24 protein-coding genes are annotated in these 25728 nt (G+C 67.1%); 2 read left to right on the top strand and 22 right to left on the bottom strand.

The window, feature by feature from the left end; genetic code table 11:
• Nucleotides 1–109: 109 nt before the first annotated feature.
• Genes pyrF through pyrR form a run of 7 tightly spaced genes read right to left on the bottom strand, consistent with a single transcriptional unit; the run spans nucleotide 110 to nucleotide 8874 of the window.
• Nucleotides 110–979, bottom strand: coding sequence for an orotidine-5'-phosphate decarboxylase (gene pyrF, locus QWJ37_RS08070; RefSeq protein ID WP_290245002.1), 870 nt, complete (start codon nucleotides 977–979; stop codon nucleotides 110–112).
• A complete protein-coding gene (carB, locus tag QWJ37_RS08065; protein WP_227901768.1) occupies nucleotides 972–4268 on the bottom strand; it encodes a carbamoyl-phosphate synthase large subunit in 3297 nt (1098 codons plus the stop codon). The genes pyrF and carB overlap by 8 nt, the downstream gene beginning before the upstream one ends.
• A complete protein-coding gene (carA, locus tag QWJ37_RS08060; RefSeq protein WP_290245288.1) occupies nucleotides 4268–5404 on the bottom strand; it encodes a glutamine-hydrolyzing carbamoyl-phosphate synthase small subunit in 1137 nt (378 codons plus the stop codon). Before carA ends, carB begins: the two co-directional genes overlap by 1 nt.
• A 38-nt stretch (nucleotides 5405–5442) precedes the next feature.
• Nucleotides 5443–5958, bottom strand: coding sequence for a hypothetical protein (locus tag QWJ37_RS08055; protein WP_227901767.1), 516 nt, complete (start codon nucleotides 5956–5958; stop codon nucleotides 5443–5445).
• Nucleotides 5958–7310 carry a dihydroorotase gene (locus tag QWJ37_RS08050; RefSeq protein ID WP_290245001.1) on the bottom strand — a complete coding sequence of 451 codons (1353 nt, stop codon included), beginning with the start codon at nucleotides 7308–7310 and terminating at the stop codon, nucleotides 5958–5960. The genes QWJ37_RS08055 and QWJ37_RS08050 overlap by 1 nt, the downstream gene beginning before the upstream one ends.
• Nucleotides 7307–8302, bottom strand: a complete 996-nt coding sequence (locus QWJ37_RS08045; protein WP_290245000.1) for an aspartate carbamoyltransferase catalytic subunit — start codon at nucleotides 8300–8302, stop codon at nucleotides 7307–7309. Before QWJ37_RS08045 ends, QWJ37_RS08050 begins: the two co-directional genes overlap by 4 nt.
• Nucleotides 8299–8874 carry a bifunctional pyr operon transcriptional regulator/uracil phosphoribosyltransferase PyrR gene (pyrR, locus tag QWJ37_RS08040; RefSeq protein ID WP_290244999.1) on the bottom strand — a complete coding sequence of 192 codons (576 nt, stop codon included), beginning with the start codon at nucleotides 8872–8874 and terminating at the stop codon, nucleotides 8299–8301. Before pyrR ends, QWJ37_RS08045 begins: the two co-directional genes overlap by 4 nt.
• 130 nt (nucleotides 8875–9004) lie before the next feature.
• On the opposite strand from pyrR, the gene QWJ37_RS08035 reads away from it, so the two are divergent.
• Nucleotides 9005–10258, top strand: coding sequence for a PrsW family intramembrane metalloprotease (locus tag QWJ37_RS08035; RefSeq protein ID WP_290244998.1), 1254 nt, complete (start codon nucleotides 9005–9007; stop codon nucleotides 10256–10258).
• Between the two features lie 63 nt (nucleotides 10259–10321).
• On the opposite strand, the gene nusB is transcribed toward QWJ37_RS08035, so the two are convergent.
• The 13 genes from nusB to QWJ37_RS07970 all read right to left on the bottom strand — a co-directional run bounded on the left by nusB (nucleotide 10322) and on the right by QWJ37_RS07970 (nucleotide 22848).
• Entirely contained in the window at nucleotides 10322–10732 is a 411-nt protein-coding gene (nusB, locus tag QWJ37_RS08030; protein WP_227901762.1) for a transcription antitermination factor NusB, read from the bottom strand.
• On the bottom strand, nucleotides 10729–11292 hold the full coding sequence (efp, locus tag QWJ37_RS08025) for an elongation factor P (protein WP_227901761.1): 564 nt from the start codon (nucleotides 11290–11292) through the stop codon (nucleotides 10729–10731). Before efp ends, nusB begins: the two co-directional genes overlap by 4 nt.
• Before the next feature lie 86 nt (nucleotides 11293–11378).
• Complete coding sequence (gene aroB / locus QWJ37_RS08020) at nucleotides 11379–12500, bottom strand: 3-dehydroquinate synthase (protein WP_227901760.1); 1122 nt, start codon at nucleotides 12498–12500, stop codon at nucleotides 11379–11381.
• Nucleotides 12501–13055 carry a shikimate kinase gene (locus tag QWJ37_RS08015; RefSeq protein ID WP_290244997.1) on the bottom strand — a complete coding sequence of 185 codons (555 nt, stop codon included), beginning with the start codon at nucleotides 13053–13055 and terminating at the stop codon, nucleotides 12501–12503.
• A complete protein-coding gene (gene aroC / locus QWJ37_RS08010; protein ID WP_227927748.1) occupies nucleotides 13039–14253 on the bottom strand; it encodes a chorismate synthase in 1215 nt (404 codons plus the stop codon). The genes QWJ37_RS08015 and aroC overlap by 17 nt, the downstream gene beginning before the upstream one ends.
• Before the next feature lie 32 nt (nucleotides 14254–14285).
• Nucleotides 14286–15155, bottom strand: a complete 870-nt coding sequence (locus QWJ37_RS08005; protein WP_290244996.1) for a shikimate dehydrogenase — start codon at nucleotides 15153–15155, stop codon at nucleotides 14286–14288.
• Nucleotides 15156–16370, bottom strand: coding sequence for an endolytic transglycosylase MltG (mltG, locus tag QWJ37_RS08000; protein WP_290244995.1), 1215 nt, complete (start codon nucleotides 16368–16370; stop codon nucleotides 15156–15158). It lies immediately after the preceding gene.
• The gene (gene ruvX, locus QWJ37_RS07995; protein ID WP_231709660.1) at nucleotides 16367–16915 is read right to left on the bottom strand and encodes a Holliday junction resolvase RuvX; all 549 of its coding nucleotides are present in this window, start codon (nucleotides 16913–16915) and stop codon (nucleotides 16367–16369) included. The genes mltG and ruvX overlap by 4 nt, the downstream gene beginning before the upstream one ends.
• Nucleotides 16916–16949: 34 nt before the next feature.
• Nucleotides 16950–19643 (bottom strand): alanine--tRNA ligase, encoded by a 2694-nt coding sequence (gene alaS, locus QWJ37_RS07990; RefSeq protein WP_290244994.1) that lies wholly within the window; start codon nucleotides 19641–19643, stop codon nucleotides 16950–16952.
• 77 nt (nucleotides 19644–19720) lie between these two features.
• Nucleotides 19721–19975 (bottom strand): hypothetical protein, encoded by a 255-nt coding sequence (locus tag QWJ37_RS07985; protein WP_290244993.1) that lies wholly within the window; start codon nucleotides 19973–19975, stop codon nucleotides 19721–19723.
• A gap of 35 nt (nucleotides 19976–20010) precedes the next feature.
• Nucleotides 20011–20385: a DUF948 domain-containing protein gene (locus QWJ37_RS07980; protein ID WP_227901752.1), complete on the bottom strand. Its 375-nt coding sequence runs from the start codon at nucleotides 20383–20385 to the stop codon at nucleotides 20011–20013.
• A gap of 188 nt (nucleotides 20386–20573) precedes the next feature.
• Nucleotides 20574–21200, bottom strand: a complete 627-nt coding sequence (rpsD, locus tag QWJ37_RS07975) for a 30S ribosomal protein S4 (protein WP_146361840.1) — start codon at nucleotides 21198–21200, stop codon at nucleotides 20574–20576.
• Nucleotides 21201–21435: 235 nt separating this feature from the next.
• Nucleotides 21436–22848, bottom strand: a complete 1413-nt coding sequence (locus QWJ37_RS07970; protein WP_290244992.1) for a replication-associated recombination protein A — start codon at nucleotides 22846–22848, stop codon at nucleotides 21436–21438.
• Nucleotides 22849–22914: 66 nt separating this feature from the next.
• Between QWJ37_RS07970 and QWJ37_RS07965 the strand changes: the two genes are divergently transcribed.
• Nucleotides 22915–23502: a Vms1/Ankzf1 family peptidyl-tRNA hydrolase gene (locus QWJ37_RS07965; RefSeq protein WP_290244991.1), complete on the top strand. Its 588-nt coding sequence runs from the start codon at nucleotides 22915–22917 to the stop codon at nucleotides 23500–23502.
• Between the two features lie 16 nt (nucleotides 23503–23518).
• Here QWJ37_RS07965 and QWJ37_RS07960 read toward each other — a convergent pair whose 3' ends face one another.
• A complete protein-coding gene (locus tag QWJ37_RS07960) occupies nucleotides 23519–24730 on the bottom strand; it encodes a nitronate monooxygenase (RefSeq protein ID WP_290244990.1) in 1212 nt (403 codons plus the stop codon).
• Between the two features lie 7 nt (nucleotides 24731–24737).
• Nucleotides 24738–25574: a PhzF family phenazine biosynthesis protein gene (locus QWJ37_RS07955; RefSeq protein ID WP_290244989.1), complete on the bottom strand. Its 837-nt coding sequence runs from the start codon at nucleotides 25572–25574 to the stop codon at nucleotides 24738–24740.
• Nucleotides 25575–25728: the final 154 nt, after the last annotated feature.

Below are 25728 nucleotides of genomic sequence, written 5' to 3'. Positions count from 1 at the left end.
ACGAAGACGTACCGCTGTCAGCGGCTCTGCTGGTAGCTCCGAACCTATCCGCATTGGAAGCCCAATTGCAATGGAGCCGCCTCAGCGGTCCGTGCCGCTCCGTCCGCCGTTACCCTGCGGCCGCCAGCTCCCGTCCGGTCTGCAGGGCGGCTTCCCGCAGCTTCTGCGGATCGGGTCCGGCCCGCAGGATTCCACGGCTGGAGGTGGCAAGCACATTGGGATAGGCGGCCCCGAAGGTCACGGCCAGATCTGCTGCCGTGGCCCCCTGCGCACCCAGGCCGGGTGCCAGCAACGGCGCGCGCGTGGCAGCGAGGTCAATTCCCAGATCCGTGAGCGCGGTACCCACGGTAGCCCCCACCACCAGGCCCACGGAGCCCAGGCCGCCGTCCGCGTTGCCCTCAGTGCCAGTGCCGTTCTCTGCCGCTGCGGCGGCCGCAATCGCGGCGGCCACGGAGCGCCCCGCGCCGCCGCCGGCATGCTGCACGGAGGCGCCTTCGGGGTTGGAGGTCAGGGCGAGGACGAACACTCCCCGCCCCGTCCCGGCGGCAAGGTCCAGGGCCGGGCGCAGGGATTCAAAGCCCAGGTAGGGGCTGAGTGTCACGGCATCGGCGGCCAGCGCCGAACCGTCCCGCAGCCAGGCATCGGCATATGCGGCCATGGTGGATCCGATGTCCCCGCGCTTGGCGTCGGCAATGCTCAGCACGCCGGCATCCGCGCAGGCGGCCAGGAGTTTCTCCAGCACTGCCAGCCCGGCGGAGCCATGCCGTTCGTACAGGGCCACCTGCGGTTTCAGTGCTGCAGCGTGCTCCCCCACCGCGTCCAACACGGTGAGGGAGAAGCGCTCCAGCCCGGCGGCGTCGTCGTTCACTCCCCAGCCAGCCAGCAGCGCCGGGTGCGGATCGATCCCGACACACAGCGCTCCGCGGCTGTCCATGGCCGCCCGCAGGCGCGCCCCGAAGGGCTGTACCGGCTCAGGCACTGGCAGCAGCCTTGAGTTTGGCGGCGTGTTCCTGCAGCGACGTGACATCCCATTCGTAGGAGCGCATGGCCTCGATGGCCTGCACGGCGGCCCCGAACTCGGACACGGTGGTCACTACCGGGCAGCCGATGGAGGTGGCTGCGGCACGGATCTCGTAGCCGTCCCCGCGGGCCTGGCCGCCCGAGGGCGTATTGACCACCAGGTTGATTTCCCCGGCAGTAATCAGGTCCGCCACGGTGCCTTCCCCGTTCGGCCCGACACCCTCACCCACCTTGCGGACCACGGTGGCCGTGATGCCGTTGCGGCGCAGGACATCCGCCGTGCCGCCGGTGGACAGGATCTCGAACCCGAGATCGCTCATCAGCTTCACGGGCATGATGATGGAGCGCTTGTCCCGGTTGGCTACGGAGACAAAGACCTTGCCCGCGGTGGGAAGCGCACTGTTGGCCGCTGCCTGGGACTTGGCGAAGGCCGTGTCGAAGTACTTGTCGATGCCCATGACTTCGCCGGTGGAGCGCATTTCGGGGCCGAGGAGGGAATCCACCACGGTGCCTTCGGGGGTCCGGAACCGGCTGAACGGCAGCACGGCTTCCTTCACGGCTACCGGTGCGTCCAGCGGCAGGGTGGATCCGTCGCCGGTTTCGGACAGCCGGCCGGCCGCGCGCAGCTCGGCGATGGTGACGCCGGTACCGATCAGGGCCGCTGCCTTGGCCAGCTGGACACCCGTGGCCTTGGACACGAAGGGCACGGTGCGGGAGGCCCGCGGATTGGCTTCGATGACGTAGAGGATGTCCGAGGCGAGGGCGAACTGGATGTTGATCAGGCCGCGGACGCCGACGCCGGCGGCAATTACCTGCGTGGCCTTCCGTACCCGGTCGATCACGTCGGTGCCCAGGGTGATGGGCGGCAGCACGCAGGCGGAGTCGCCGGAGTGGATGCCGGCCTCCTCGATGTGTTCCATGATCCCGCCCACGTACAGGTCGGTGCCGTCATAGAGCGCGTCGACGTCGATCTCGATCGCGTCTTCCAGGAACCGGTCCACCAGCACGGGGTGGTCAGGGGTGATCTCGGTGGCGTTGGTGATGTACCGGGAAAGGTTCTCCTCGTCATAGACAATTTCCATGCCGCGGCCGCCGAGCACGTAGGAGGGGCGGACCAGCACCGGGTAGCCGATCTCGTCTGCCACCTTCTTGGCGTCTTCGAAGGACACTGCGGTGCCGTTCTTCGGGGCGGTCAGCCCGCCCTGGTCCAGCACCCGCTGGAAGGCGCCGCGGTGTTCGGCCAGGTCGATGGCCTCCGGGGAGGTGCCCAGGATCGGCACGCCGGCGTCCGCCAGGGCCTGCGCCAGCTTCAGCGGGGTCTGCCCGCCGAGCTGCACGAAAACTCCCAGCACGCCGCCGGTGCGCTGCTCGGCAGCGATCACCTCGAGGACGTCCTCCAGGGTCAGCGGTTCAAAGTAGAGCCGGTCGGAGATGTCGTAGTCGGTGGAGACCGTTTCCGGGTTGCAGTTGATCATCACGGTTTCGTGCCCGGCTTCGCGCAGGGCCATGGTGGCGTGCACGCAGGAGTAATCGAACTCGATGCCCTGCCCGATCCGGTTCGGCCCCGAGCCCAGGATGATGATGGACGGCTTGGCGTGTTCGGCCACCTCGTCCTCCTCGTCGTAGGAGGAGTAGTGGTACGGGGTGTAGGCGGCGAATTCGGCGGCGCAGGTGTCCACGGTTTTGTACACCGGGCGGACATTCAGCGCATGCCGGACACCGCGGATCACCGCTTCGGGGGTGTTGGTCAGCTTGCCGATCTGCTCGTCGGAGAAACCGTGCCGCTTGGCCAGGCGCAGGATGTCCTCGTTGACCGAGGGCGTGGCACGGATCTGTTCTGCGGTTTCATTGATCAGGGCCAGCTGGTCCAGGTACCAGGGGTCGATGCCGGTGGCTTCGTAGAGCTGTTCCACGGAGGCCCCGCCGAGCAGTGCCTGCTGGACCTGCTTCAGCCGGTCGGTGGTGGGCCGTTTTGCGGCTTCCACGAGCGCGGGCACCGCTGCCGGATCCACCGGATCGAAGGAGAGCGTGGCGCCCTTCTGCTCCAGGGAGCGCAGCGCCTTTTGCAGGGCCTCGGTGAAGTTGCGCCCAATGGCCATGGCCTCGCCCACCGACTTCATGGTGGTGGTCAGGGTCGGGTCCGCCGCCGGGAACTTCTCGAACGCGAAGCGCGGCACCTTGACCACAACGTAGTCCAGCGTCGGCTCGAAGGACGCCGGGGTCTTTTTGGTGATGTCGTTGGGAATTTCGTCCAGCGTGTAGCCCAGCGAGAGCTTGGTGGCGATCTTGGCGATGGCGAAGCCGGTGGCCTTGGACGCCAGCGCCGAGGACCGGGAGACGCGCGGGTTCATTTCGATGACGACAACGCGTCCGGTGTCCGGTTCGATGGCGAACTGGATGTTGCAGCCGCCGGTGTCCACGCCCACTTCCCGGATGACGGCGATCGCGATGTTGCGCAGCTTCTGGTACTCGCGGTCGGTCAGCGTCATGGCCGGTGCCACGGTGATGGAGTCGCCGGTGTGCACACCTACCGGGTCGAAGTTCTCGATGGAGCAGACCACCACGACGTTGTCGTTTTTGTCCCGCATCATTTCCAGCTCGTATTCCTTCCAGCCGAGGATGCTCTCTTCGAGCAGCACCTCGGAGGTGGGGCTGTACTGGATGCCGGCCCCGGCGATGCGGCGCAGGTCCTCGGCGTTGTAGGCCAGGCCGGAACCCAGCCCGCCCATGGTGAAGGAGGGGCGGACCACCATCGGGTAGCCAAGCTGCTCCGCGGCGGCGAAGGCCTCGTCCATGCTGTGCACAATGATGGACTTGGCGGATTCGGCACCGCAGCGCTCGACGACGCCCTTGAACTTCTCGCGGTCCTCGCCGAGTTCGATGGCAGCGATGTTTGCGCCGATCAGCTCCACGTTGTACTTCTCCAGCACGCCGTTTTTATCCAGTGCGATGGCGGTGTTCAGCGCGGTCTGCCCGCCCAGGGTGGGCAGGACGGCGTCGGGGCGTTCCTTGGCGATGATCTTTTCGACCACCTCGGGGGTGATGGGTTCCACGTAGGTGGCGTCGGCGAACTCGGGGTCGGTCATGATGGTGGCCGGGTTGGAGTTCACGAGGATGACCCGCAGGCCCTCCTCCTTCAGGACCCGCAGGGCCTGCGTGCCGGAGTAGTCGAATTCCGCGGCCTGGCCGATCACGATGGGGCCGGAGCCGATGACCAGGACGGACTGAAGGTCGGTTCTGCGGGGCATTAGATGCTCTCCTTGTTCTTGCTGGAGGCCATAAGCTCCACGAAACGGTCAAAGAGGTAGGCGGAGTCGTGCGGTCCGGCAGCGGCTTCGGGGTGGTACTGCACGGAGAAGGCCGGGATATCCAGGCAGGCGAGGCCTTCCACCACGTTGTCGTTCAGGGACACGTGGCTCACCTCCACCCGCCCGTAGCGCTCTTCCGGTGCGGTGACGGGTCCGTCCAGCGGCGCGTCAACGGCGAAGCCGTGGTTCTGGCTGGTGATCTCCACCTTGCCGGTCCGGCGGTCCAGCACCGGCTGGTTGATGCCGCGGTGTCCGTAGCGCAGCTTGTAGGTGCCGAAGCCCAGGGCACGGCCGAGGATCTGGTTGCCGAAGCAGATGCCAAAGAACGGGATCCGGTGGTCCAGCACCTCGCGCAGCATGGCGACCTGCACGTCCGCGGTCGCCGGGTCGCCGGGTCCGTTGGACATAAACACTCCGTCCGGGTCCAGGGCCTGCAGGTCCTCGAAGGTGGTGGCGGCGGGCAGCACATGGGTGCGGATGCCCCGCTCGGCGAGGCGTACCGGGGTCATGGACTTGATGCCCAGGTCAATGGCGGCGACGGTGCCCAGCGGTTCGCCGGCCCAGCCGTGGTCGGCGGGGTCAATCACATAGGCTTCGTCCACGCTGACCTCTTCGGCCAGCCGCGCCCCTGCCATGCCCTGCTGCGCGCGGACCTCGGCAAGCAGCTCGGCGTCCGGACGCCCGGCGTCGGCACCGGAGAAAATGCCGGCCTTCATGGCGCCGCGTTCACGCAGGTGGCGGGTGACGGCGCGGGTGTCGACGCCGGAGATTCCAACCACGCCCTGTTCCGCCAGCTGTTCGTCCAGGGTGGATTCGGACCGCCAGTTGGAGGGGCGCCGGGCGGCGTCGCGCACAATGTAGCCGGCCACCCAGATGCGCCGGGACTCGGCGTCGTCGGCGTTGACGCCGGTGTTGCCGATGTGCGGTGCCGTCTGCACCACCAGCTGACGGGCGTAGGAAGGATCCGTGATGGTTTCCTGGTAGCCGGTCATGCCGGTGGCGAAGACCGCTTCACCCAGGGCTGTCCCCTGCGCGCCGTAGGCACGGCCGCGGAAGGTGCGCCCGTCCTCCAGCATCAGGACGGCGGGCGTGGGGTTGATGATCTCGTGCACTGTCACAGTTGTTCCTCGCTAGGGGTCGCCGATGCCGGCAGAAGTTTCGTGATTGCGTTTACCAGGGGTGTCTTCTCATCGGCGGCGCGGGTGCGGAAACCGGTGTCCACGCGTTTGGGGCCCAGCTGCCATGTCACGGTGACGAGTCCGTCCTTTTCAACGAACTTGCCGGCCATGCCGCGTTCCAGGCGGACGCCGATCAGGTCCCCGCGCGGGATCCACAGATCCTCCGCGCCGGAGCGGGCGAAGAGCACGCCTTCGGGGAAGACGGCGGCGGTGGCGTTGGACTTTACGCCGAGCCCGTAGAGGGCCACGCGGTCCAGCCAGTCCCCCGCACTGGTGGTCACCACGTACTGGCCCAGGGCCTGGAACGTCGGCTCCTCCAGTTCCGCGGGCAGGGCCCTGGGCCGGGGAATGTCCTGCTGCCGGCGTCGTCGGCCCCTCCAGCCCAGGGCGAACAGGCCCAGGACAAGGATGAGGAGGGCGGCCAGGCCCAGGAAGAAGTACAGCAGTTCCATCAGGATTCCTTTGCGGCAACAGGGTGGGGCGTATTGAGTCTGCCGTCGCGGACCGTGGGGTGTCCGTTATAGAAGACGGTCTGCACCACTCCGGGCAGTTCCAGCCCGGCGAACGGACTGTTGCGCCCCTTGGTAGCCATCTTAGAAGGGTCCACCGTCCGCGACGCAGTCGGGTCCACCAATATGACGTTGGCCGGTTCGCCCGCTGCGACCGGCCGTCCCTGGCCGGGGACGTCACCGATCAGCGCGGGCGTAAAGGACGTGATCCGGGCGAAGTCCGCCCAGCTCATCAGTCCGGTGTCGATCATGGTGTGCTGCACTACGGACAGGGCGGTTTCCAGTCCGGTCATGCCCATGGCGGCCTGCGCCCATTCGCATTCCTTGTGCTCGCTCGGATGCGGGGCGTGGTCGGTGCCGACAATGTCGATGGTCCCGTCCGCCAGTCCGCGCCGGACGGCGTCGACGTCGGCCGCGGTGCGCAGCGGCGGGTTCACCTTGTAGACCGGGTCGTAGCTGCGCACCATCTCGTCGGTCAGGAGCAGGTGGTGCGGGGTGACTTCGGCCGTAACGCGAATGCCCTGTGCCTTGGCCCAGCGGAGGATGTCCACGGATCCTGCGGTGGAGACGTGGCAGACGTGCAGGCGCGAGCCGGTGTGGCGGGCCAGCAGTACGTCGCGGGCAATGATGGCTTCTTCGGCGACGGCGGGCCAGCCGGCCAGGCCGAGGACCGCGCTGACGTCACCCTCGTTCATCTGGGCGCCTTCGGTCAGCCGGGGCTCCTGCGCATGCTGGGCGATGACGCCGCCGAAGGCCTTGACGTATTCAAGGGCCCGGCGCATCAGCACCGGATCCGAGACGCACATGCCGTCATCGGAGAAGACCCGGACCCGGGCCCGGGAATCCGCCATCGCGCCGAGTTCAGCCAGGCGTTCGCCGGCCAGCCCGACCGTGACGGCGCCTACGGGGCGGACATCCACCCAGCCGGCGCGTTCGCCGAGGCTCAGGACCTGTTCCACCACGCCGGCGGTGTCCGCCACCGGCATGCTGTTGGCCATGGCGTGGACGGCGGTGAAACCGCCCAGGGCTGCGGCGCGGCTGCCGGTTTCCACGGTTTCAGCGTCTTCCCTGCCGGGTTCACGCAGGTGGGTGTGCAGGTCCACCATGCCGGGCAGGGCGATCAGGCCGCTGGCGTCGATCACCTCGGCGCCGTCCGGTGCCTTTGTCTCAGCTTCCGGGCCGACGGCGGTGATGGTGCCGTTTTCCAGCAGGATGTCCGCCGTTTCGAGCCCGAGGATGGTCGCGCCGCGGATCAGGTAGGAACCGGTCGGGGACGGGTTTCCGGGGTTGCTCATCGCTTCTGCTCCTGCAGTGTACGTTCGGAGCTGCTCTCGCCGGAGAGCAGCAGGTAGAGGGCGGCCATACGGACGGAAACGCCGTTGCTGACCTGGTCCAGGATGGTGGACCGCGGGGAATCGGCGGCACGGGCGGAAATTTCCAGCCCGCGGTTCATCGGCCCCGGGTGCATGATGATCGTGTCCTCCAAGCCCAGGGCGTCGAGACGGTCCAGGCGGACGTCGTCCAGGCCCCAGCGGCGGGAGTATTCGCGGACGGACGGGAAAAAGGCGGAGTGCATGCGTTCGCCCTGCACCCGCAGCATCATCACGGCATCCGGCCGGGCGGCCAGCGCTTCATCCAGGTCATAGCTGACCGTGCACGGCCAGGACTCGACGCCGAACGGCAGCAGCGTGGGCGGGGCCACCAGGGTGACTTCCGCACCGAGGGTGCGCAGCAGCCAGAGGTCCGAACGGGCTACCCGGGAATGCAGCACGTCCCCGACAATCACCACCTTCATGCCGGCCAGGTCGGTGCCCGCCGAGTCGGTGCCGTGCAGCCTGGCCCAGTGCCGGCGCATGGTGAAGGCGTCCAGCAGGGCCTGGGTGGGGTGTTCGTGCGTACCGTCTCCGGCGTTCAGGACGGCGGCATCAATCCAGCCCGAGGTTGCCAGGCGCGCCGGTGCCCCGGAGGAACCGTGCCGGATCACCACGGCGTCGGCGCCGATGGCGGCGAGGGTCTGGGCGGTGTCCTTCAGCGATTCGCCCTTGGAGACCGAGGACCCCTTGGCGGAGAAGTTGATGACGTCTGCGGACAGCCGTTTGGCGGCGGCCTCGAAGGAGATCCGGGTGCGGGTGGAGTCTTCGAAGAACAGGTTCACCACGGTGCGTCCGCGCAGGGCGGGGAGCTTTTTGACCTCCCGCTCCCCCACCGCCGCCATCTGCTCCGCTGTGTCCAGAATCGCCAGGGCGTCGGCCCGGCTCAGGTCCAGTGTGGAAAGCAGATGCCTCATGCAGTGCCCTCGATAACCACTTCGTCGACGGCGGGATGGTCGCTTTCGACCAGGCGGACGCGTACCTGTTCGCGGGAGGCTGTGGGCAGGTTCTTGCCTACATGGTCGGCGCGGATGGGCAGCTCACGGTGGCCCCGGTCCACCAGAACGGCCAGCCGGACGATGCGGGGGCGGCCGAGGTCCACCAAGGCATCCAGGGCGGCGCGGATGGTGCGGCCGGAGAACAGGACATCGTCCACCAGCACCACGACTTTGTCGTCAATCCCGGAGACCGGTTCACGGGTGGCATACGGCGGCCGGGTAGGGCGGCGCGAGAGGTCGTCACGAAACATCGTGACATCAAGCTGGCCGGTAATGGCTGCGGGGTCAACGCCCGGTGCCGCCGCAGCGATTTTCGCTGCCAGGCGTTGTGCCAGCGGATATCCGCGGCGGGGAATGCCCATCAGGACCAGATCTTCCGGGCCCTTGTTGGCCTCGAGGATCTCGTGGGCAATGCGCGTCAGCGCGCGGTCAATGTCAGCTGAAGACAGAACGGTACGGCTGGGTACCTGGACGGCATCTGTGCCAGTCATTTCCGCTTCCTCCTTCCCCGCCTCACAGGACGGAATTTAAAGGTTGAATGCGTGCAAGACGCTATCACAGGACGCGCGGCGGTCCCCTGCCGGCGGCCGTGTGCGACCTTGTGTGACTATTCTGGCTGCTATGGACAGCCCTCCTTCGCCGACCGGCCAACAGCACCCCGTTCAGCCGGCCCCTGCGCCCCTTGGCCACGGGCCGGGCGGCAGTGCTGCCGGCCCGCCCCACGGGGCCCGGAGCCACGGTACTGCGGTTGCACCGGACTGGGCCCGCCCGGCACCGCGCCGGGACAGGGGCCTGACGGCCACGGTGGTGATGATTGTGGCATCCTCGGCCGTGCTGGCGTGGGTCGGCATGTTCCTGCTCGACCGGCTTGGCCCGCCGGCTTTTATTATCTGCGGAATCCTCGCCCTGGTTCCGCTGGGCATTTGTGTCCTGGGCATCTGGTGGGTGGACCGGTGGGAGCCGGAGCCGCGCAGCACTTTGGTGTTCTGCTTCCTGTGGGGCGCCGGAGTATCCGTGGGCATCGCCCTGCTGGTGGGGCCCTATTTCACCCTGGCACTGCTGGAGCTGGTGCCCTCCGGTTCGGCGGATCTGCTGGGCATGGTGATCCAGGCGCCGGTGGTGGAGGAGATTGCCAAGGGCATGGGTATCCTGCTGCTCCTGCTGGTGCGCCGGCGAATCTTCGACGGGCCGGTGGACGGCATTGTCTTCGCAGCCGCGGTGGCTGCGGGATTCGCCTTTACCGAAAACATCCTCTACTTCGGATCAGCGCTCCTGACCGCGGGCGGGACCACGGTCTATCAGCTGGGCTTCACCTTCATCCTGCGCGGTCTGCTCTCCCCCTTTGCACATGTGCTGTTCACTGCCTGCACCGGCCTGGCCCTGGGCCTGGCCGCCCGGCGGGCGGGCAACGCCTGGATTGCCCCGGCGTTTGTGCTGGGACTGGTTCCGGCCATCCTGGGACACATGCTGTGGAACGGCGGGCCGGCGCTTCTGTTCGGGGATTTCTTCGTTTTCTATTTCCTGCTCCAGGTGCCCTTTTTTGTCCTGGCGGTCACCGGCGTCTGGTTCCTCCGCCGCAGTGAGCAGCGCCTGACGCAGCGCCGGCTGGGTGAATACGCCGGGGCAGGCTGGTTCAGCGACGCCGAGGTGCAGATGCTGGCCACCGGCGCGGGCCGGCGCAGGGCCATGGCCTGGGCGCGGGCACATCACACGTCGGCGCCCATGAAGGAGCTGATCCGGCGTTCCACGCGCCTGGCCCTGACCCGCCAGCAGATTGTCGCAGGACGGGAGGTGGAAGCCAACCGGGAATACGAGCGGACCCTGCTGGATGAAGTCTCCGCCATCCGTTCCGCCCTGCTGGCTGGAACCGCCTAGCGGCAGGACGCACGAAAGGACCGGCCCCGAGGGGCCGGTCCTTTCAACATTGATGCGTACGGATCAGGCGAGCAGCGACGGCTTCAGTTCCTGCAGCCGTCCAAGCAGTCCGTTGATAAAGGCCGGGGACTCGTCCGTGGACAGGGTCTTGGCCATTTCCACGGCTTCGCTGATGGCAACCTTGTCCGGAACGTCGTCGTTGTAGAGCAGTTCCCAGGCGCCCAGGCGGAGGATGATGCGGTCCACCGAAGGCATGCGTTCAAGCGTCCAGCCCTGCGAATACGTGCTCAGGAACTCGTCGATCTGTTCCTGCATCGCAACCACGCCTTCCACCAGGTCCATGGTGTAGGGGTTGATGGTCTGGTCGGTCCGTTCGCGGCGGGCCCGGATCACATCGAAGGCTGAAGCCGAACGCTGTTCGGCTTCGAAAAGGACCTCCAGTGCGCGGGTCCGTGCTTTACTGCGTGCACTCACTCGTTAACGCGTCCCAGGTAGTCGCCGGTGCGGGTGTCAACCTTGACCTTGGTGCCCTGTTCCAGGAACAGCGGCACCTGGATCTCGTAGCCGGTCTCGATGGTGGCGGGCTTGGTGCCACCGGTGGACCGGTCACCCTGCAGGCCGGGCTCGGTGTAGGTGATTTCCATGGTCACGGACGGCGGCAGCTCGATGTAGAGCGGGGAGCCTTCGTGGATGGCGATGGTGACCATCATGGATTCGAGCATGAAGTTGGCGTTGTCGCCAACGATCTTGCCCGGAACCGTGAGCTGGTCGAAATCGGAGGTATCCATGAAGACGTAGTCTTCGCCGTCCTGGTACAGGTACTGGTAGTCGCGGCGGTCCACCGTGGCGGTCTCGACCTTGATGCCGGCGTTGAACGTCTTGTCCACAACCTTGCCCGAGGTCACGTTGCGCATCTTGGTACGGACGAACGCACCACCCTTGCCCGGCTTCACGTGCTGGAACTCAATGATGCTCCAGAGGTTGCCTTCAAGCTTCAGCACGGTGCCGTTCTTGATGTCGTTGGTCGTCGCCACAGTTTCTCTTCCGTTGTCCGTCTATATGTTGTTCGTCAAAGTACGTTTAATTCAAGTCCGTCGACTATTCTACCCGCTTCGGAGAACTACAGGCTGAGCCGGATCCCGCCCTGCGGCTCGGAGGCGATTTCCTGGTACGCGGCGAACAGCAGCGAGGTGTCCGGGACCTCCAGCATGGACGGCTTCGCCAGCCCGTCCAGCACCACGAAACGCAGCAGGTCACCGCGGGATTTTTTGTCCCGGCGCATGCCGTCCAGCAGGGCGGACCAGCGGTCCTTGCGGTAGCTCACGGGCAGGCCCAGTGAGGTGAGAATCTCCTTGTGCCGGTCCGCTGTTGCATCATCAAGCCGGCCAACCATACGGGCCAGTTCGGCAGCGAATACCAGCCCCACGGATACGGCAGCGCCGTGGCGCCACTGGTAGCGCTCTGCCAGTTCAATGGAGTGGCCCAGTGTGTGGCCGTAGTTCAGGAACTCCCGGCGTCCGGCTTCCCGCAGGTCGGTGGAGACTATTTCGGCCTTGACGCCGATGGAGCGTTCCACGAGTTCGCGGACGACGGCGGAACCGCCGTCCGCCACTGCCTCGGGATTGGCTTCCACCAGGTCCAGGATCGCCGGATCGGCAATGAAACCGCACTTGATGACTTCGGCCATACCGCTGAGCAGTTCGTTCTTCGGCAGGGTGCCCAGTGCGTCCAGGTCCGCCAGCACTCCGGCCGGCGGGTGGAAGGCGCCCACCAGGTTCTTGCCCTCCGCGGTGTTGATGCCGGTTTTCCCGCCGACCGCTGCATCCACCATGCCCAGCAGGGACGTGGGGATGTGCACCACCTTGATGCCGCGCAGCCAGGTTGCGGCAACAAAGCCCGCAACGTCGGTGACGGCGCCGCCGCCCACGGCCACAATGGCATCGGAACGGGTGAAGTCATTCTGTCCCAGCACCTGCCAGCAGAAGGAGGCCACCTGGATGTGCTTGCCTTCTTCGGCATCCGGGATTTCCGCGGTGACAGCAGTGAGCCCGGTCGCGGCGAGTTCGTCCCGCACCGTGTCACCGGTGGTGCGCAGTGCGCGGGGATGGATCACCAGCACGCGCCGAACGCGTTCCCCGAGCATTGCCGGCAGCCGGCCCAGCAGGCCGTGGCCCACCACGACGTCGTAGTTTTCTGCAGGGTTGGAGCCGGTCACCGGGATGATCGTCGGTTCGGAGGGCATCTAGTCTTCTCCTTTGGTGAGGACGGAAGTCAGCCGGTCAATAATGGCCGGAACAGTGAGTCCCCTGGTGTCAATGGTGATGTCGGCCAGGGATTCGTAAACGGGACGGCGTGCCGTGGCCAGCTCCTGCCAGCGCCGGACGGGGTCCGGGGCGAGCATTGGACGGTGTCCGGAACGGCTGATGCGTGGAAGCACTGTGGCAAGGTCCGTATCCAGAAACACTACAGTGGTCCCGGCCAGGAGTTGCTGTGTGCCGGAGTCCAGCACCGCTCCCCCGCCCAGGGAAATGACTGCCGGAACCGGTGATTCCAGTGCTGCCGCGACGGTCCGCGCTTCCACTTCCCGGAAATACCGTTCGCCCCTCGCGGTGAACAGGTCCGCGATGGGCCCATGGCGTTCCACCACCAGTTCGTCAGTGTCCACAAACGGCAGTCCTGCCCGGGCGGCATAGCTGCGGCCGACCACGGATTTGCCGGCGGCCATAAACCCGATCAGGACCAGGTGCCGGCGGATGCTGTGTGGTTCGGGAAGGTGCGGCTCAGGACTGCGGGACATCGGTACCAGCGGATTCCAGCGACTGCGGGATTGCCTCCAGGTAGGCACGGAGGTTCCGGGCCGTTTCGGGCACCGAATCGCCGCCGAACTTCTCGATCACGGCTTCGGCCAAAACCAGGGCCACCATTGCCTCTGCGACCACACCGGCGGCGGGCACGGCACAGACGTCGGAGCGCTGGTGATGGGCGCGGGCAGGCTGGGACGTGCTGACGTCCACGGTGCGCAGGGCGCGGGGCACCGTGGCGATCGGCTTCATGGCCGCACGCACGCGCAGCAGTTCGCCAATGCTCATACCGCCCTCGATGCCTCCGGCACGGTTGCCCGAACGGATCACGCGTCCGGAGGCGTCCTGCAGGATTTCGTCATGCGCTGCAGATCCGCGGCGGGTGGCGGTGAGGAAGCCGTCCCCCACTTCCACGCCCTTGATCGCCTGGATACCCATCAGGGCACCGGCAATCCGTGCATCGAGGCGGCGGTCCCAGTGCACGTAGCTGCCCAGTCCCGGCGGAAGGCCGTAGGCCAATACCTCGACCACTCCGCCGAGGGTTTCGCCCTCCTTGTGGGCGGCGTCGACTTCGGCCACCATGGCCGCGGAAACCTCCGGATCGAAGCAGCGCATCGGATCGGCGTCCAGCGCGTCGACGTCGGCAGGCAGAGGCAGCGCTGCGGTCTCCGGGGCCATCACGCCGGCAATTCCGACGGTGTGGCTGACAAGTTCAATACCGAGCTGGTTCAGGAAGGCGGAGGCAACCGCGCCGAGGGCTACCCGGGTGGCGGTTTCCCGGGCGCTGGCACGTTCCAGGACGGGCCGGGCCTCATCGAACCCGTACTTCTGCATACCGGTGAAGTCGGCGTGGCCGGGCCGCGGCCGGGTGAGCGGCGCGTTGCGGGCGGAGTCGGCCAGCGTGGCCGGGTCCACGGGATCGGCGGCCATGACCTGTTCCCATTTGGGCCATTCCGTGTTGCCGATCTCGATGGCCACCGGCCCGCCCTGGGTGAGGCCGTGGCGGACCCCGCCGAGGATGCGGACGGCATCCTGTTCGAACTTCATCCGGGCGCCGCGGCCATAACCAAGCCGGCGGCGGGCCAGGGCAGCCTGAATGGCGGCGCTGTCCACTTCGATTCCTGCAGGGACACCTTCAACAATTCCAACCAGTGCAGGTCCATGGGACTCACCGGCGGTCAACCAACGCAACATGGTTTCAATACTGCCATGACCGGCGCGGCCGTTCAGCGCCGCGGGATACCCACAGCGTCACACATCGCATTTGTGACGCCTGCTTCGTCATGGAAGGCGTCCCCGGTGAACAGCCGAACCTGTTCCACCGCCTGGTACAGGAGCATTTCGACGCCGGCCACGACGGTGCCTCCGGCGCCGGACCAGGCTGCGGCGATACGGCTGGGCCAGGGGTCGTAGGCAACGTCCAGCAGGACGCCGCCCGGCACCACGCCGTCGAGCTCCCCGGCCAGCCCGTCCGCCGCGCGGGGCGGCAGGGTGGATATCACGACGTCGGCCTTCGAGCAGGCCTGCGCAGCATCCTCCCAGTGCCGTGACTGAACCCGGATGCCCGTGCGCTCCCCGGCCGCATGTACGCCCGCGGTGCCGGGCGCAGGATCGGGGAACCGGCGGGCGCAGACCTCCACGCCGGCGGCACCAAGCTCGGCCAGGGCCGCCACCGCGGCGCAGGCGGTACCGCCGGCGCCAAGCACTACGGCGCGCGGACGTTCGCGGACCCCGGCATGGCGCAGGGCCCGGACAATCCCGTCCACGTCGGTGTTGTGACCGGTCAGGACGGTGCCGGAGCCCGCACGCGAAAACGTCACGGTGTTGAGTACGCCCAGGGCCTGGACGCGACGGTCCAACCGGTCCATTTCGCCGACCATTACTGCCTTCAGCGGCATCGTCACCGACAGGCCGGCCCAGCCCCCGCCGTCGTGCAGCGAGGCTGCGAAGGCGGGGGCTTCGGCGGCGGTGAGGTCGATCGCCGCATAGTCGCAGGGGTAGCCCAGGTGGTCATACGCTGCCTGGTGGAGCAGCGGCGACTTGGAGTGGCTGATCGGGTGCCCCAGGACGGCTGCGCGCAGCCGGGTCCGGTCCACCTATCCGCACCGCCCCGGCTTCTGGGTGCCGCACCAGTCCTGGTATTCCTGCACGTACTTGGCGTGTTCAGCCAGGGTGGAGGAGAACTTGGTCTCGCCGCTGTCCAGGTTCACCGTGACCCAGTAGAAGTACGGGACATCCGCCGGGTTGGCAGCTGCATCAATGGCCTCGCGGCTGGGCGAGCCGATCGGGCCTACCGGCAGGCCCGGGTTGGCGTACGTGTTGTACGGGTTGGACTTGTCCGCCTTCTCCTCCGGCGTCAGGTCATAGCTCTTCCGGTCCAGGCCGTAGGTTACCGTTGCATCGGACTGGATCAGGCCGTTGGTTTCGGTGTTGTTCGGGCCCAGCCGGTTTTCGATGGAACCGGCAACCGTGGCGTAGTCCGCCTCCCCTGCCTCGGCCTGGACGATGCTGGCCTTGGTCAGGATCCGGTACTGCTCCGCCGGATCGGTGATGCCTGCCTCCTCGAGCTGCGCGAAGGTGTTGGCGGTCATCTCCTTCACGATCTCCTCGGCCGTCATTTCGACGTCGAACCGGTATTCGCCCGGGTGCAGGTAACCCTCCAGGGATACGGCCTGCTCCGGCAGTCCGAACTGCTGCGGGTTCGCGGCCAGCGCCTGGAATTCGGAGAGCGGGATCCGCGTGGAGGTGTTAAGGATTTCGAAGACCTCGCCCTGTCGGAGGTCGCGTGCAACGGCGGCATAGTGCACCTGGCCGCTGCCGTCACCCAGCAGGGCATCCACCGCTGCGGAGGAGGACATCTGGTACTTCATTTCGTAGGTGCCGGGCTGGATCTCCCGGCCGTCGGACTGCGCGGTGAACGCGTTCACGAATTCCTTCGAGGTGGCCACGATGTCTTCGGCCTCAAGTTTGCCGCCGATCAGCAGCGGGCCGTCGCCCTCGGCCACCGTGAAGGCCACGGAACCGTTACCGGCGCCTTCGTAGTCCTTGATTTCGTTCATGCCCAACAGGTCCCGCAGGAACATGGTCAATCCGAAAACGACGCCGGCGAAGAGTGCCAGCACCACCACCATCACAATGGTGCGGCGCCGGCGGCGGCGCTGCTTTTCCCGCGAAGGCCGCTGGCTCCGGCGGGTGGGAGCCTCAGCGGGTTCGGTGAAGAACTGTCCTACGGGAAGCTCCTCTGCCTGGCGCTGCCCCGGTTCATATTCCGGCTCGGCCATGGCAGGGTACTCGGGATACCTGTGGCTCATGGCGTGTTACCGCCGTCGCGCTCGATGTCCTGCGAAATTGTGAACTCCTCATTCGGGGCCGGCAGCGTTCCGCAGGTGCGGTGCGGCCGGCGCGGTGTAACCAGCTCCCCCACGTCCCTGTTCAGGGATCGTTGTGTGTCAATAGACTGCTGCAGAATAGCTACAGCTGCCGCTTGATCAACCACTGTACGGTGGTTTCGGCTGTTCATTCCAGCTTCGTGCAGTGAACGGTGTGCGGAAACCGTTGTGAGACGCTCGTCCACAAGCCGTACCTGCTGGGTCTGCCCGGCATCTGCCAGGGCCTGTGCCAGGGCCTGCGCGTAGTCCCGGGCCATTTGCGTGGAGGCGGTTTCTCCCCCGCGCATACTGCGCGGGAGGCCCACAAATACCTCCACTGCATTCCGCTCGGCGGCCTCACGGACCACCACGCGGATGTCGCTGTTTTTCTTTGCGTCCCGCTTCAGCGTCCTGACCGGCATGGCCAGGACGCTGTCGGGATCACTGGCTGCCAGGCCGACCCGTACCAGGCCGACATCAACACCCAATTTGACCCCTGCGGGGGGCGCAGCACCGGACAAGTCAGCTTCGCCCGGCCACGGCCCCGCGGATCGCCGTGAGGGCCTCCGCGATCTTGCCTGCATCGGAGCCGCCGCCCTGGGCGACGTCATCCTTGCCCCCGCCGCCGCCGCCAAGCACGCCGGCAGCGGTCTTGACGAGGGCTCCGGCCTTCACGCCGGCAGCGCGTGCGCCTTCGTTGGTGGCCACAATGACCACCGGCCGGTTGTTGGACACCCCGGCCACGGCAACGGCAGCGGGGTCGCTGCCGAGCCGGGAACGAAGATCCAGGGCCAGGGTGCGCAGGTCATCGGCGCCGCCAACTTCGCCGGCGTTGTGGGCCAGCAGGCGGACCCCGTCCACGTCTGCCGCGGTGCCGACCAGCGCCGCTGCGGAGGCGGCCAGCTGCTCACGGCGCAGCTTCTCGAGCTCCTTCTCCGTCGCCTTCAGCTTGGCCAGGGTGGCGGCCAGGCGGTCCGGCAGCTGCACGGAGGGAACCTTGAGCATTTCGGAGAGTTCGTTCACCAGTGCCCGCTCGGCGGCCAGGTGGCGGAACGCGTCCATGCCCACGAAGGCCTCGACCCGGCGGTTGCCTGATCCCACGGACTGTTCGCCCAGGAGTGTCAGGCTGCCGATGCGGGAGGTGGACGCCACGTGCGTGCCGCCGCAGAGTTCCCGGGACCAGTCGCCGTTCATCTCCACCACACGCACGGTGTCGCCGTAGGCTTCCCCGAACAGTGCGGTGGCGCCCAGTGCCTTGGCTTCGTCGAGCGACATGATCTTGGTCTCGACCTGGTAGTTGCTGCGGATCGCGAGGTTGGAGACCTCTTCGATCTCGGACTTCGCGGCGTCGGAGAGTCCCTCGCCCCAGGAGAAGTCAAAGCGCAGGTAGCCGGCCTTGTTGAAGGAACCGCGCTGCAGCGCCTCCGGGCCGAGGATCTGGTGCAGGGCGGCGTGCACAATGTGCGTGCCGGAGTGTGCCTGCTCCGCCTCGTGGCGGCGCTGGGCGTCGACGGCGGCCAGCACGTTGGCGCCGGCGGCGATTTCGCCTTCACGGACAATCGCCTTGTGCACGCTCAAACCCTTGACCGGACGCTGGACGTCCTGCACTTCCAGCACAAAACCGTCACCGGTGATCAGGCCCGTGTCAGCCGCCTGGCCGCCGGCTTCGGCGTAGAACGGGGTTTCGTCCAGGACCAGGGAGATTTCCGATCCCTGGCCGGCGTATTCCACGCGGGAACCGCCGGAGATGATGCCGCGCACCTTGGACTCGGTGCTCAGCTCGTCGTACCCGGTGAAGACGGTGTTTCCGGCCGCGAGCATTTCGTTGAAGACGGAGAGGTCCGCGTGGCCGTGCTTTTTGCCGCGGGCATCGGCCTGGGCGCGCTTGCGCTGCTCGGACATCAGCGACCGGAAGCCGGCCTCGTCAACCTTCAGCCCGGCTTCCTCCGCCATTTCAAGGGTGAGGTCGATCGGGAATCCGTAGGTGTCGTGCAGGGCGAAGGCCTCTTCGCCGCTGAGCGGGGTGCCGGCGGCCTTGGAGACCTTTACGGCTTCCTCCAGGCGTTCGGTGCCGGAGGCAATGGTGCGCAGGAACGCTTTTTCCTCGGCATAGGCAATGCGGCTGATCCGGGCGAAGTCGGCTTCCACCTCGGGGTAGACACCCTTCATGGCGTCCCGGGAGACGGGCAGCAGTTCAGGCAGGACGGCCGTTTCCACGCCCAGCAGGCGCATGGCGCGCACCGCACGGCGGATCAGGCGGCGCAGCACATAGCCGCGGCCTTCGTTGGACGGGCTGACACCGTCGGAGATGAGCATCAGGGCCGAACGGATGTGGTCCGCCACCACGCGCATGCGCACGTCGTCGGTGTGGTGCGGATCCGAGGGGTCTTCGGCGCTGGTGTAGGTCCTGCCGGAAAGCTCGGCGGCCTTGTCCAGGACCGGACGGACCTGATCCGTCTCGTACATGTTCTCCACGCCCTGGAGGATCATGGCGAGGCGCTCGAGGCCGAGGCCGGTGTCGATGTTCTTCTGCGGCAGTTCGCCGGCCACGTCGAAGTCGGTCTTGGACCGGACGGCGGAGAGCTGGTACTGCATAAAGACCAGGTTCCAGATTTCGATGTAGCGGGTCTCATCGACGGCGGGGCCGCCTTCCTGCCCGTACGCCGGTCCGCGGTCGTAGTAGATCTCCGAGCAGGGGCCGCCGGGGCCAGCCTGGCCGGTGTTCCAATAGTTGTCCGCCTTGCCGGTGCCGATGATGCGTTCGTTCGGGACACCGATCTTGTCGCGCCAGATCGAACGCGCCTCGTCGTCGCGCTCCTCGCCGTCTTCGTAGACAGTGACCCAGAGACGCTCGGGGTCCAGGCCGAAACCGCCCTTTTCGACGTCGGAGGTCAGCAGCTCCCACGCGTAGGTGATGGCTTCTTCCTTGAAGTAGTCGCCAAAGGAGAAGTTGCCGGCCATCTGGAAGAACGTGCCGTGGCGGGCGGTCTTGCCCACTTCCTCGATATCCGCGGTGCGGATGCATTTCTGCACGCTGGTAGCGCGGCTGTAGGGCGCCTTTTCCCGGGCCGTGAGGTAAGGGATGAAGGGCACCATGCCTGCCACGGTGAACAGCAGCGAGGGATCGTTGGAGACTAGTGACGCCGAGGGCACCACCGTATGCCCCTTGGAGCTGAAGTAATCCAGCCAGCGGCGTGCAATCTCGTGGGACTTCATGGTGCTTCTATACCCTTCCGGTAATTCTGGTTTCGCACGGCAGATGGGGCGTCGTGCGGTACTGCTGGTGCCGCGGCTTAGCGGCGGACGGTCCGCATGGTGTCAACGGCCGAGTCGGGGGTGTCCAGGCCCAGGGCGGCGCGCAGGTCTCCCTCGCGCTGGCTCATGCCTTCGCGCAGGGCCTCCGCAAAGCTCTGCACCGCATCCGCGGCAGTGTCCACGGCACGGTTGATCCCGGCCTGCTTCAGGTGGGTCTTGGTTTCCGAAACCCGGCGGACGGCGATCACACCGATAGCGACGCCGATGGACATCCAAAATACGCGCTTAATCATGGCTGGCTCCTGATCTGTGGGGATGTGCTTGCGTGCTAGCGGCTGCGGCGGCCGCGGCCGCTGCTCCGGCGGGAGGCGATGGCGGAACGCACGCCGTAGCTGAACGCCGAGACCTTGATCAGCGGCGATCCTACGGTGGCTGCCACCAGGGAGGACAGGGCGGAGAGGTTGGCCGAGGCATCGGAGACATTCGAGGAAATGCCGTCCACCTTCTGCAGCTGCAGGTTGGTGGTGGACACAGTGGTGGTGACCTCGTCAATCAGCGGGGTGGTCTCCTCGCTGAGGGTTCGGATGGCACCGCGCATCTCATCGAAAACCTTCCCGAGTTTCCAGACGGGCACGGCCAGCAACGCAACCAGCACGGCAAACACGCCCGCTGCAATCAGACCGGCTATATCTCCACCCGACATGGGACTCCTTCGGAAAAAACTTTCATGATTTACAGAACTCGGCTGGTTCCGCCATAAGTACCTTACCTACTGCAGCGCTGCGGCACTTACTTTTGCCGCATGCGCCACGGCGTGCAAGGGGTCCGGATAACGGAACAGCCCGCGGCACGGGGCCGCGGGCTGTTCAGTAAACGGGGATAGTCCCGTTATTAGCGTGCGTAGTATTCCACCACGAGCTGCTCTTCGCAGGTCACGGGGACTTCCGAACGCTTCGGGCGACGCACGAGGCGTGCCTGCAGCTTGTCCAGGGAAACATCGAGGTAACCCGGAACGGCGGGCAGGACGTCGCGGTGGGCGCCGGCTGCGGCAACCTGGAACGGCGTCATGGTCTCGCTGCGCTGGTGCACGTGGATGAGCTGGCCTTCGGAAACGCGGAAGGACGGGCGGTCCACGCGGGCACCGTCAACCAGGATGTGGCGGTGCACAACCAGCTGGCGGGCCTGGGCGATCGTGCGGGCGAAGCCTGCACGCAGCACGAGTGCGTCGAGACGCATTTCGAGCAGTTCGATCAGGTTTTCACCGGTCAGGCCTGCGGTGCGGCGGGCTTCTTCGAAGACACGGGTCATCTGTGCTTCGCGGATGCCGTACTGGGCGCGCAGACGCTGCTTTTCGCGCAGACGTACGGCGTAGTCGCTGTCCTGCTTGCGACGGGCGCGGCCGTGCTCACCCGGGGGGTAAGGCCGACGCTCGAAGTACTTTGCTGCCTTGGGGGTCAAAGCAATGCCGAGGGCGCGCGAAGCGCGGGCCTGACGGCGTGCACGTGTGTTGTTAGCCACGTTCACCTTTCACTGTTTGGCGGTTTGGCCACGGCAGAAATAAATCCCTGCTGTGACTGCTGCGAAATATGCTGGCCTCCATGTGGGAGAGCTCCGGCCAACCGCTGCCGTCTGCTACAGACCCGGACTCCGGACGCACCGCTGCCGCCATAATTTTCACTACGGGGAAGAGGGGGCCGGTGTTTGGGCTTGCCAGTCAACCATCAATGCTAACACGGCCGTACCGCCGTCCCGGTCAGGGCTTTTCGCCCCGGATGATTCCGCGCAGCCGTTCCAGCCGTGCCGAGATGTCGCGTTCCACGCCGTTGCCGGTGGGCTCGTAGTAGTTCCGTCCCACCAGGTCATCCGGCGCGTACTGCTGCCGGGCCACACCGTGCGGGGCGTCGTGGGAGTATTTGTAGCCCTTGCCGTGGCCCAGCTGCTTGGCGCCGGGATAGTGGGCGTCCCGCAAGTGAGACGGGACCCCCTGGCCGCGCCCGGCCCGCACATCGGCGATTGCCGCGTTGATGCCGTTGTAGGCGGCGTTGGATTTGGGGGCGGTGGCAATGTGTACCACGGCCTCCGCCAGGATGATCCGGCCTTCGGGCATGCCGATCAGCTGAACCGCCTGTGCCGCGGCGACGGCGGTCTGCAGCGCCGTTGGATCCGCCATGCCAACATCCTCGGAGGCTGAGATGATCAGGCGCCGGGAAATGAATCGGGGGTCCTCCCCCGATTCCAGCATCCGGGCCAGATAGTGCAGCGCGGCATCGACGTCCGAGCCCCGCAGGGACTTGATGAACGCGCTGGTGATGTCATAGTGCTGGTCACCGGCACGGTCATAGCGCAGTGCCGCGACGTCCAGGGCCTCTTCCGCGTGCTTGAGCGTAACTTCGGGAACCTCTGTGTCCTGGTCGCGCTCCGAGTAGGCGACACCTGCCGCGGCCTCCAGTGCGGTCAGCCCGCGCCGGGCGTCGCCCGCTGCCAGCCGGACCAGGTGCTCCAGTGCCTCTCCGCTGAGGGTCACCCGCCCGGCGAGTCCGCGTTCATCCTCCACGGCACGCAGAAGCAGGGCGGAAATATCCGCCTCGGTCAGCGGCTTCAGGGTCAGCAGCAGGGAACGGGAGAGAAGCGGTGACACCACGGAGAAGGACGGGTTTTCCGTAGTGGCCGCCATCAGGACCACCCAGCGGTTTTCCACGGCCGGCAGCAGTGCGTCCTGCTGGGCCTTGTTGAAGCGGTGAATCTCGTCCAGGAAGAGGATGGTGGTGACACCGTGCAGGTCCCGGTCTGTCAGGGCCTGGTCCATCACCCGGCGCACGTCCTTGACTCCGGCCGTAATGGCAGAGAGTTCCACGAATTTGCGTCCCGTGCCGCGTGCAACCACATGGGCCAGCGTGGTCTTTCCGGTCCCCGGCGGGCCCCAGAGCATCACCGAAGACGGGCCGGCCGGGTTGCGTTCGTCTGCGGACTGCGCCAGCGTCCGCAGCGGCGAGCCTGGTCCGAGCAGGTGCTGCTGTCCCACCACCTCGTCCACCGTGCGCGGGCGCATCCGCACGGCCAGCGGGCTGCGCGGCCGCAGCCGGGCAGCTCCCGGGGACCCGGCGTCGTCGTACTCTTCGTCGTCCCCGTCAGCGCTAAACAAATCATTCCCCGGCAAACCATTCACGCTTCAAGGCTACTCGTGCCGTAACCTGAGCTGGTCCACCCCCGCCGGCTGAAAGCAGACTCCGCCATGCCTGGCTCGCGCACCGTTTATGTCACCGCCGAACGGCTGGCCGGCTGGGTGGAGCGGTTCGGGGCGGCCCAGGGCGGGATCGGCCTCGTGCCGGAACACGACGGTTTCTCCCTGCAGGCTGCCTCCGGCGCGCGGGCCCGGTTGTACGCGCCGTGGCCCGCGGACGGACGTCCGGGGCGGGGAGCCGACGACGTCGAACGCCTGGCCTCCCTGGCTGCACAGGCACGGACCGTGGGCCTGGTGCTGGTGCGCCGCGGCGGTTATGCCGTGGGCGTGGCCCGCGAGGGCAGGCTGACAGCTTCGAAAACAGGTTCCCCCAATGCCCGCCGCGCCAATGCCGCTGAAGCCCTGGCCGGCACTGCGGCGGAGCAGGCGGGGCTCATTTTTGCAGGCACACAGCCTGAGTACGTGGTGACCGGCGGGGACCGGACGCTGGCCGATCTGGTGGCCAGGCAACGGGCGTTTTCCCGCTGGGCCGGACTCCCCCGGCTGCGCCCCCTGGACGTTCCCGACCCGAAGGCCGCCGTCCTGGCCCGGGCTGCCCGGGACGCCTGCTCGGTACTGGTCCGGATCACCCTGCCCTAGCCGGGCTCCCCTTACGTCAGGAGTTCCCGCCGAGCCGTTTCACCACTGCTGCCGCGGGTTCGGCGGCCGCGTTCCGCCAGCCGGTTCCGGCCCAAAGGCTGGTCCCGTGCGGATCCCCGGCGGCGGCCGAGCGGGCCCGGATGGTCCTGGTGATCTGGTTGACCAGCGGGTAGGCGGCCGGGGCGTGGGGATACGCGGCCATGAAGTTATTCGCCAGCCCGCGGGCAGTGCGGCCGGAAAAGGACCGGGTCAGCGCCGTGGCGGCAAACTGCGGGTCCTGCAGGGCCGCCCGGTGCACGGCAGCGGTGCCCGCTTCGGGGCTAAGCAACAGGGCGGTGCCAACCTGGACGGCGTCCGCTCCGGCATTGCGCAGCATCCGGGCATCCAGGGCCGTGCTGATGCCTCCGGCAGCGATCAGTTCCGTCCGGGCGTCCGTATGTCCGCTGTCCAGCTGCGCACTCCCCCGTTGTGCACCGTCCAGCTGTGCACCTTCCCGCTGTGCACCGTCCCGCTGTGCACCGTCCAGATGTCCACTGTCCCGCTGTGCACCGTCCAGCTGCGCACCGTCCAGCTGCGCACTCCCCCGTTGTCCACTGTCCAACAGTCCGCGGACAGTCCGGACCAGCTCGAGCAACGGCTGGTCCCCGGGCTCCGCAGCAGCGTCGAAGCTCCCGCGGTGGCCGCCGGCGTCCGGGCCCTGCAGGCAGAGGATGCGTGCTCCGGACGCGACGGCAAGCTCGGCTTCGGCGGCTGTGGTCACAGTGACCGCCACGGCCGTGCCGGCGTCGGCCAGTGACGCGATGATGTCCCGGCCCGGCAGCCCGAACGTGAAGGAGACCACCGGGACCTGCAGCCTGCGGACCAGGTCCAGCTTGGCCTCCCAGCCGTCGGTATCCGCGGGGTCCGGCATCGGCAGCAGGTCCGCAGAGTACCTGCCGGCCAGCTCCGTCCGGTAAGCCAGCGCTGCGGCCAGGTTTCCGGCGGTGCCGGCGGCTGCCGTGTTAGCCGTATCCGGCACAAACAAATTGACGCCGTAGGCGCCGCCGCCTCCGATGAGCTCCCGTACGGCGTTGATTTCAGCAGCCGTCGCCTCCGCGCTTTTATACCCGGCGGCAAGGAAACCCAGGCCGCCCGCGTTGCTGACGGCGGCGGCCAGCGCGGGCGTGGACGGTCCGCCCGCCATGGGGGCACCGACGACGGCGTGCTGCAGTGAACCAAGAGTGAACATATGGCGGCTAGATCCGGACGGTACCGTCGATGCAGGTTGCGGTTTCCCCGCCAATCCAGATTTTCTGGTCCCTCGAGAAGATTCGGATCAGCCCGTCGCGTCCCAGCACGGTTCCCTGTGTAACGGTGTACCGGTCCGGGGCCAGGCCCGCGCCAATAAGCCACTGCGCCAGCCCGGCATTGAGGCTTCCAGTGACCGGGTCTTCGGGAACTCCGTGGCCGGGGGCAAAGGCACGGACTTCGAAGTCCGTGTCACCGCCGTCGCGCTGCGGACCGATCACTCCCACCGCGAGGGAGCCCAAGGCTGCGGCGTCCGGTTTGAGGGACAGGACAGTCTCGGCGTCGGACAGCAGCAGGCCGAGCCAGCCGGGACCGTTATCTATCCAGTTCGAAGCCTTCACCTGTTCCGGCTTGAGCCCGAGCGCCTTTGTGGCCTGGGCCAGCACGGAGTCCTCCAGGTCTCCGGAGCGGATCAGCGGAGGTGCACCGAAGGCTGCCATCCCCGCCGAGGCGTGCAGCGTCACCAGTCCCACGCCGCACTCCTGGATAACCACGCCCGGGTAGTGCGGGGTGTTGCCGGCTTCCAGCCATGCGTGGCAGCTGCCCAGGGTGGGGTGGCCGGCGAAGGGAATCTCTCCGCCCGGGGTGAAGATCCGCACCCGGTAGTCCGCCTCACTCTGGGTGGGCGGCAGCAGGAACGTTGTCTCGGACAGATTGGTCCACCGAGCGAACGCGGCCATGGCGGACTCGGAGAGCCCGTCCGCGTCCAGCACCACGGCCACCGGGTTGCCCAGATAGGGCCGGGTGCCAAATACATCCACCTGCTTGAACCAGCGATCTCTCATGTGCAAACTCTAGCGGTTACCCCGGTCCGGCACCGGGCAAGGACCCGCTGGCGGCCGGCAGTGCAGTGCCGGCGGTGCAGTGCACGGGAGAACGCGTACAAAAAAGAAGTGCCCGGCCCGCCAATGGCGGGCCGGGCACGTACGCAGTGCTGCG

It is taken from the genome of Arthrobacter sp. YD2 (genome assembly GCF_030410475.1).
Classification (GTDB): Bacteria; Actinomycetota; Actinomycetes; order Actinomycetales; family Micrococcaceae; genus Arthrobacter_B; species Arthrobacter_B zhangbolii.
The sequence above is the reverse complement of the archived record's forward strand: the minus strand, read 5'-3'. Positions and strand labels throughout refer to the sequence as shown.

Excerpts from the sequence above, each read along its gene's own strand:
- QWJ37_RS07965 (WP_290244991.1), top strand. The coding sequence starts at position 22,915 with ATGCCTGGCTCGCGCACCGTTTATGTCACCGCCGAACGGCTGGCCGGC.
- carB (WP_227901768.1), bottom strand. The coding sequence starts at position 4,268 with ATGCCCCGCAGAACCGACCTTCAGTCCGTCCTGGTCATCGGCTCCGGC.
- pyrR (WP_290244999.1), bottom strand. The coding sequence starts at position 8,874 with ATGACTGGCACAGATGCCGTCCAGGTACCCAGCCGTACCGTTCTGTCT.
- QWJ37_RS08045 (WP_290245000.1), bottom strand. The coding sequence starts at position 8,302 with ATGAGGCATCTGCTTTCCACACTGGACCTGAGCCGGGCCGACGCCCTG.
- QWJ37_RS07955 (WP_290244989.1), bottom strand. The coding sequence starts at position 25,574 with ATGAGAGATCGCTGGTTCAAGCAGGTGGATGTATTTGGCACCCGGCCC.
- aroC (WP_227927748.1), bottom strand. The coding sequence starts at position 14,253 with ATGTTGCGTTGGTTGACCGCCGGTGAGTCCCATGGACCTGCACTGGTT.
- alaS (WP_290244994.1), bottom strand. The coding sequence starts at position 19,643 with ATGAAGTCCCACGAGATTGCACGCCGCTGGCTGGATTACTTCAGCTCC.
- carA (WP_290245288.1), bottom strand. The coding sequence starts at position 5,404 with ATGCTGGAGGACGGGCGCACCTTCCGCGGCCGTGCCTACGGCGCGCAG.
- QWJ37_RS08050 (WP_290245001.1), bottom strand. The coding sequence starts at position 7,310 with ATGAGCAACCCCGGAAACCCGTCCCCGACCGGTTCCTACCTGATCCGC.
- QWJ37_RS07980 (WP_227901752.1), bottom strand. The coding sequence starts at position 20,385 with ATGTCGGGTGGAGATATAGCCGGTCTGATTGCAGCGGGCGTGTTTGCC.
- QWJ37_RS07960 (WP_290244990.1), bottom strand. The coding sequence starts at position 24,730 with ATGTTCACTCTTGGTTCACTGCAGCACGCCGTCGTCGGTGCCCCCATG.
- aroB (WP_227901760.1), bottom strand. The coding sequence starts at position 12,500 with ATGCCCTCCGAACCGACGATCATCCCGGTGACCGGCTCCAACCCTGCA.
- QWJ37_RS08055 (WP_227901767.1), bottom strand. The coding sequence starts at position 5,958 with ATGGAACTGCTGTACTTCTTCCTGGGCCTGGCCGCCCTCCTCATCCTT.
- QWJ37_RS07985 (WP_290244993.1), bottom strand. The coding sequence starts at position 19,975 with ATGATTAAGCGCGTATTTTGGATGTCCATCGGCGTCGCTATCGGTGTG.
- QWJ37_RS08035 (WP_290244998.1), top strand. The coding sequence starts at position 9,005 with ATGGACAGCCCTCCTTCGCCGACCGGCCAACAGCACCCCGTTCAGCCG.
- QWJ37_RS08015 (WP_290244997.1), bottom strand. The coding sequence starts at position 13,055 with ATGTCCCGCAGTCCTGAGCCGCACCTTCCCGAACCACACAGCATCCGC.
- mltG (WP_290244995.1), bottom strand. The coding sequence starts at position 16,370 with ATGAGCCACAGGTATCCCGAGTACCCTGCCATGGCCGAGCCGGAATAT.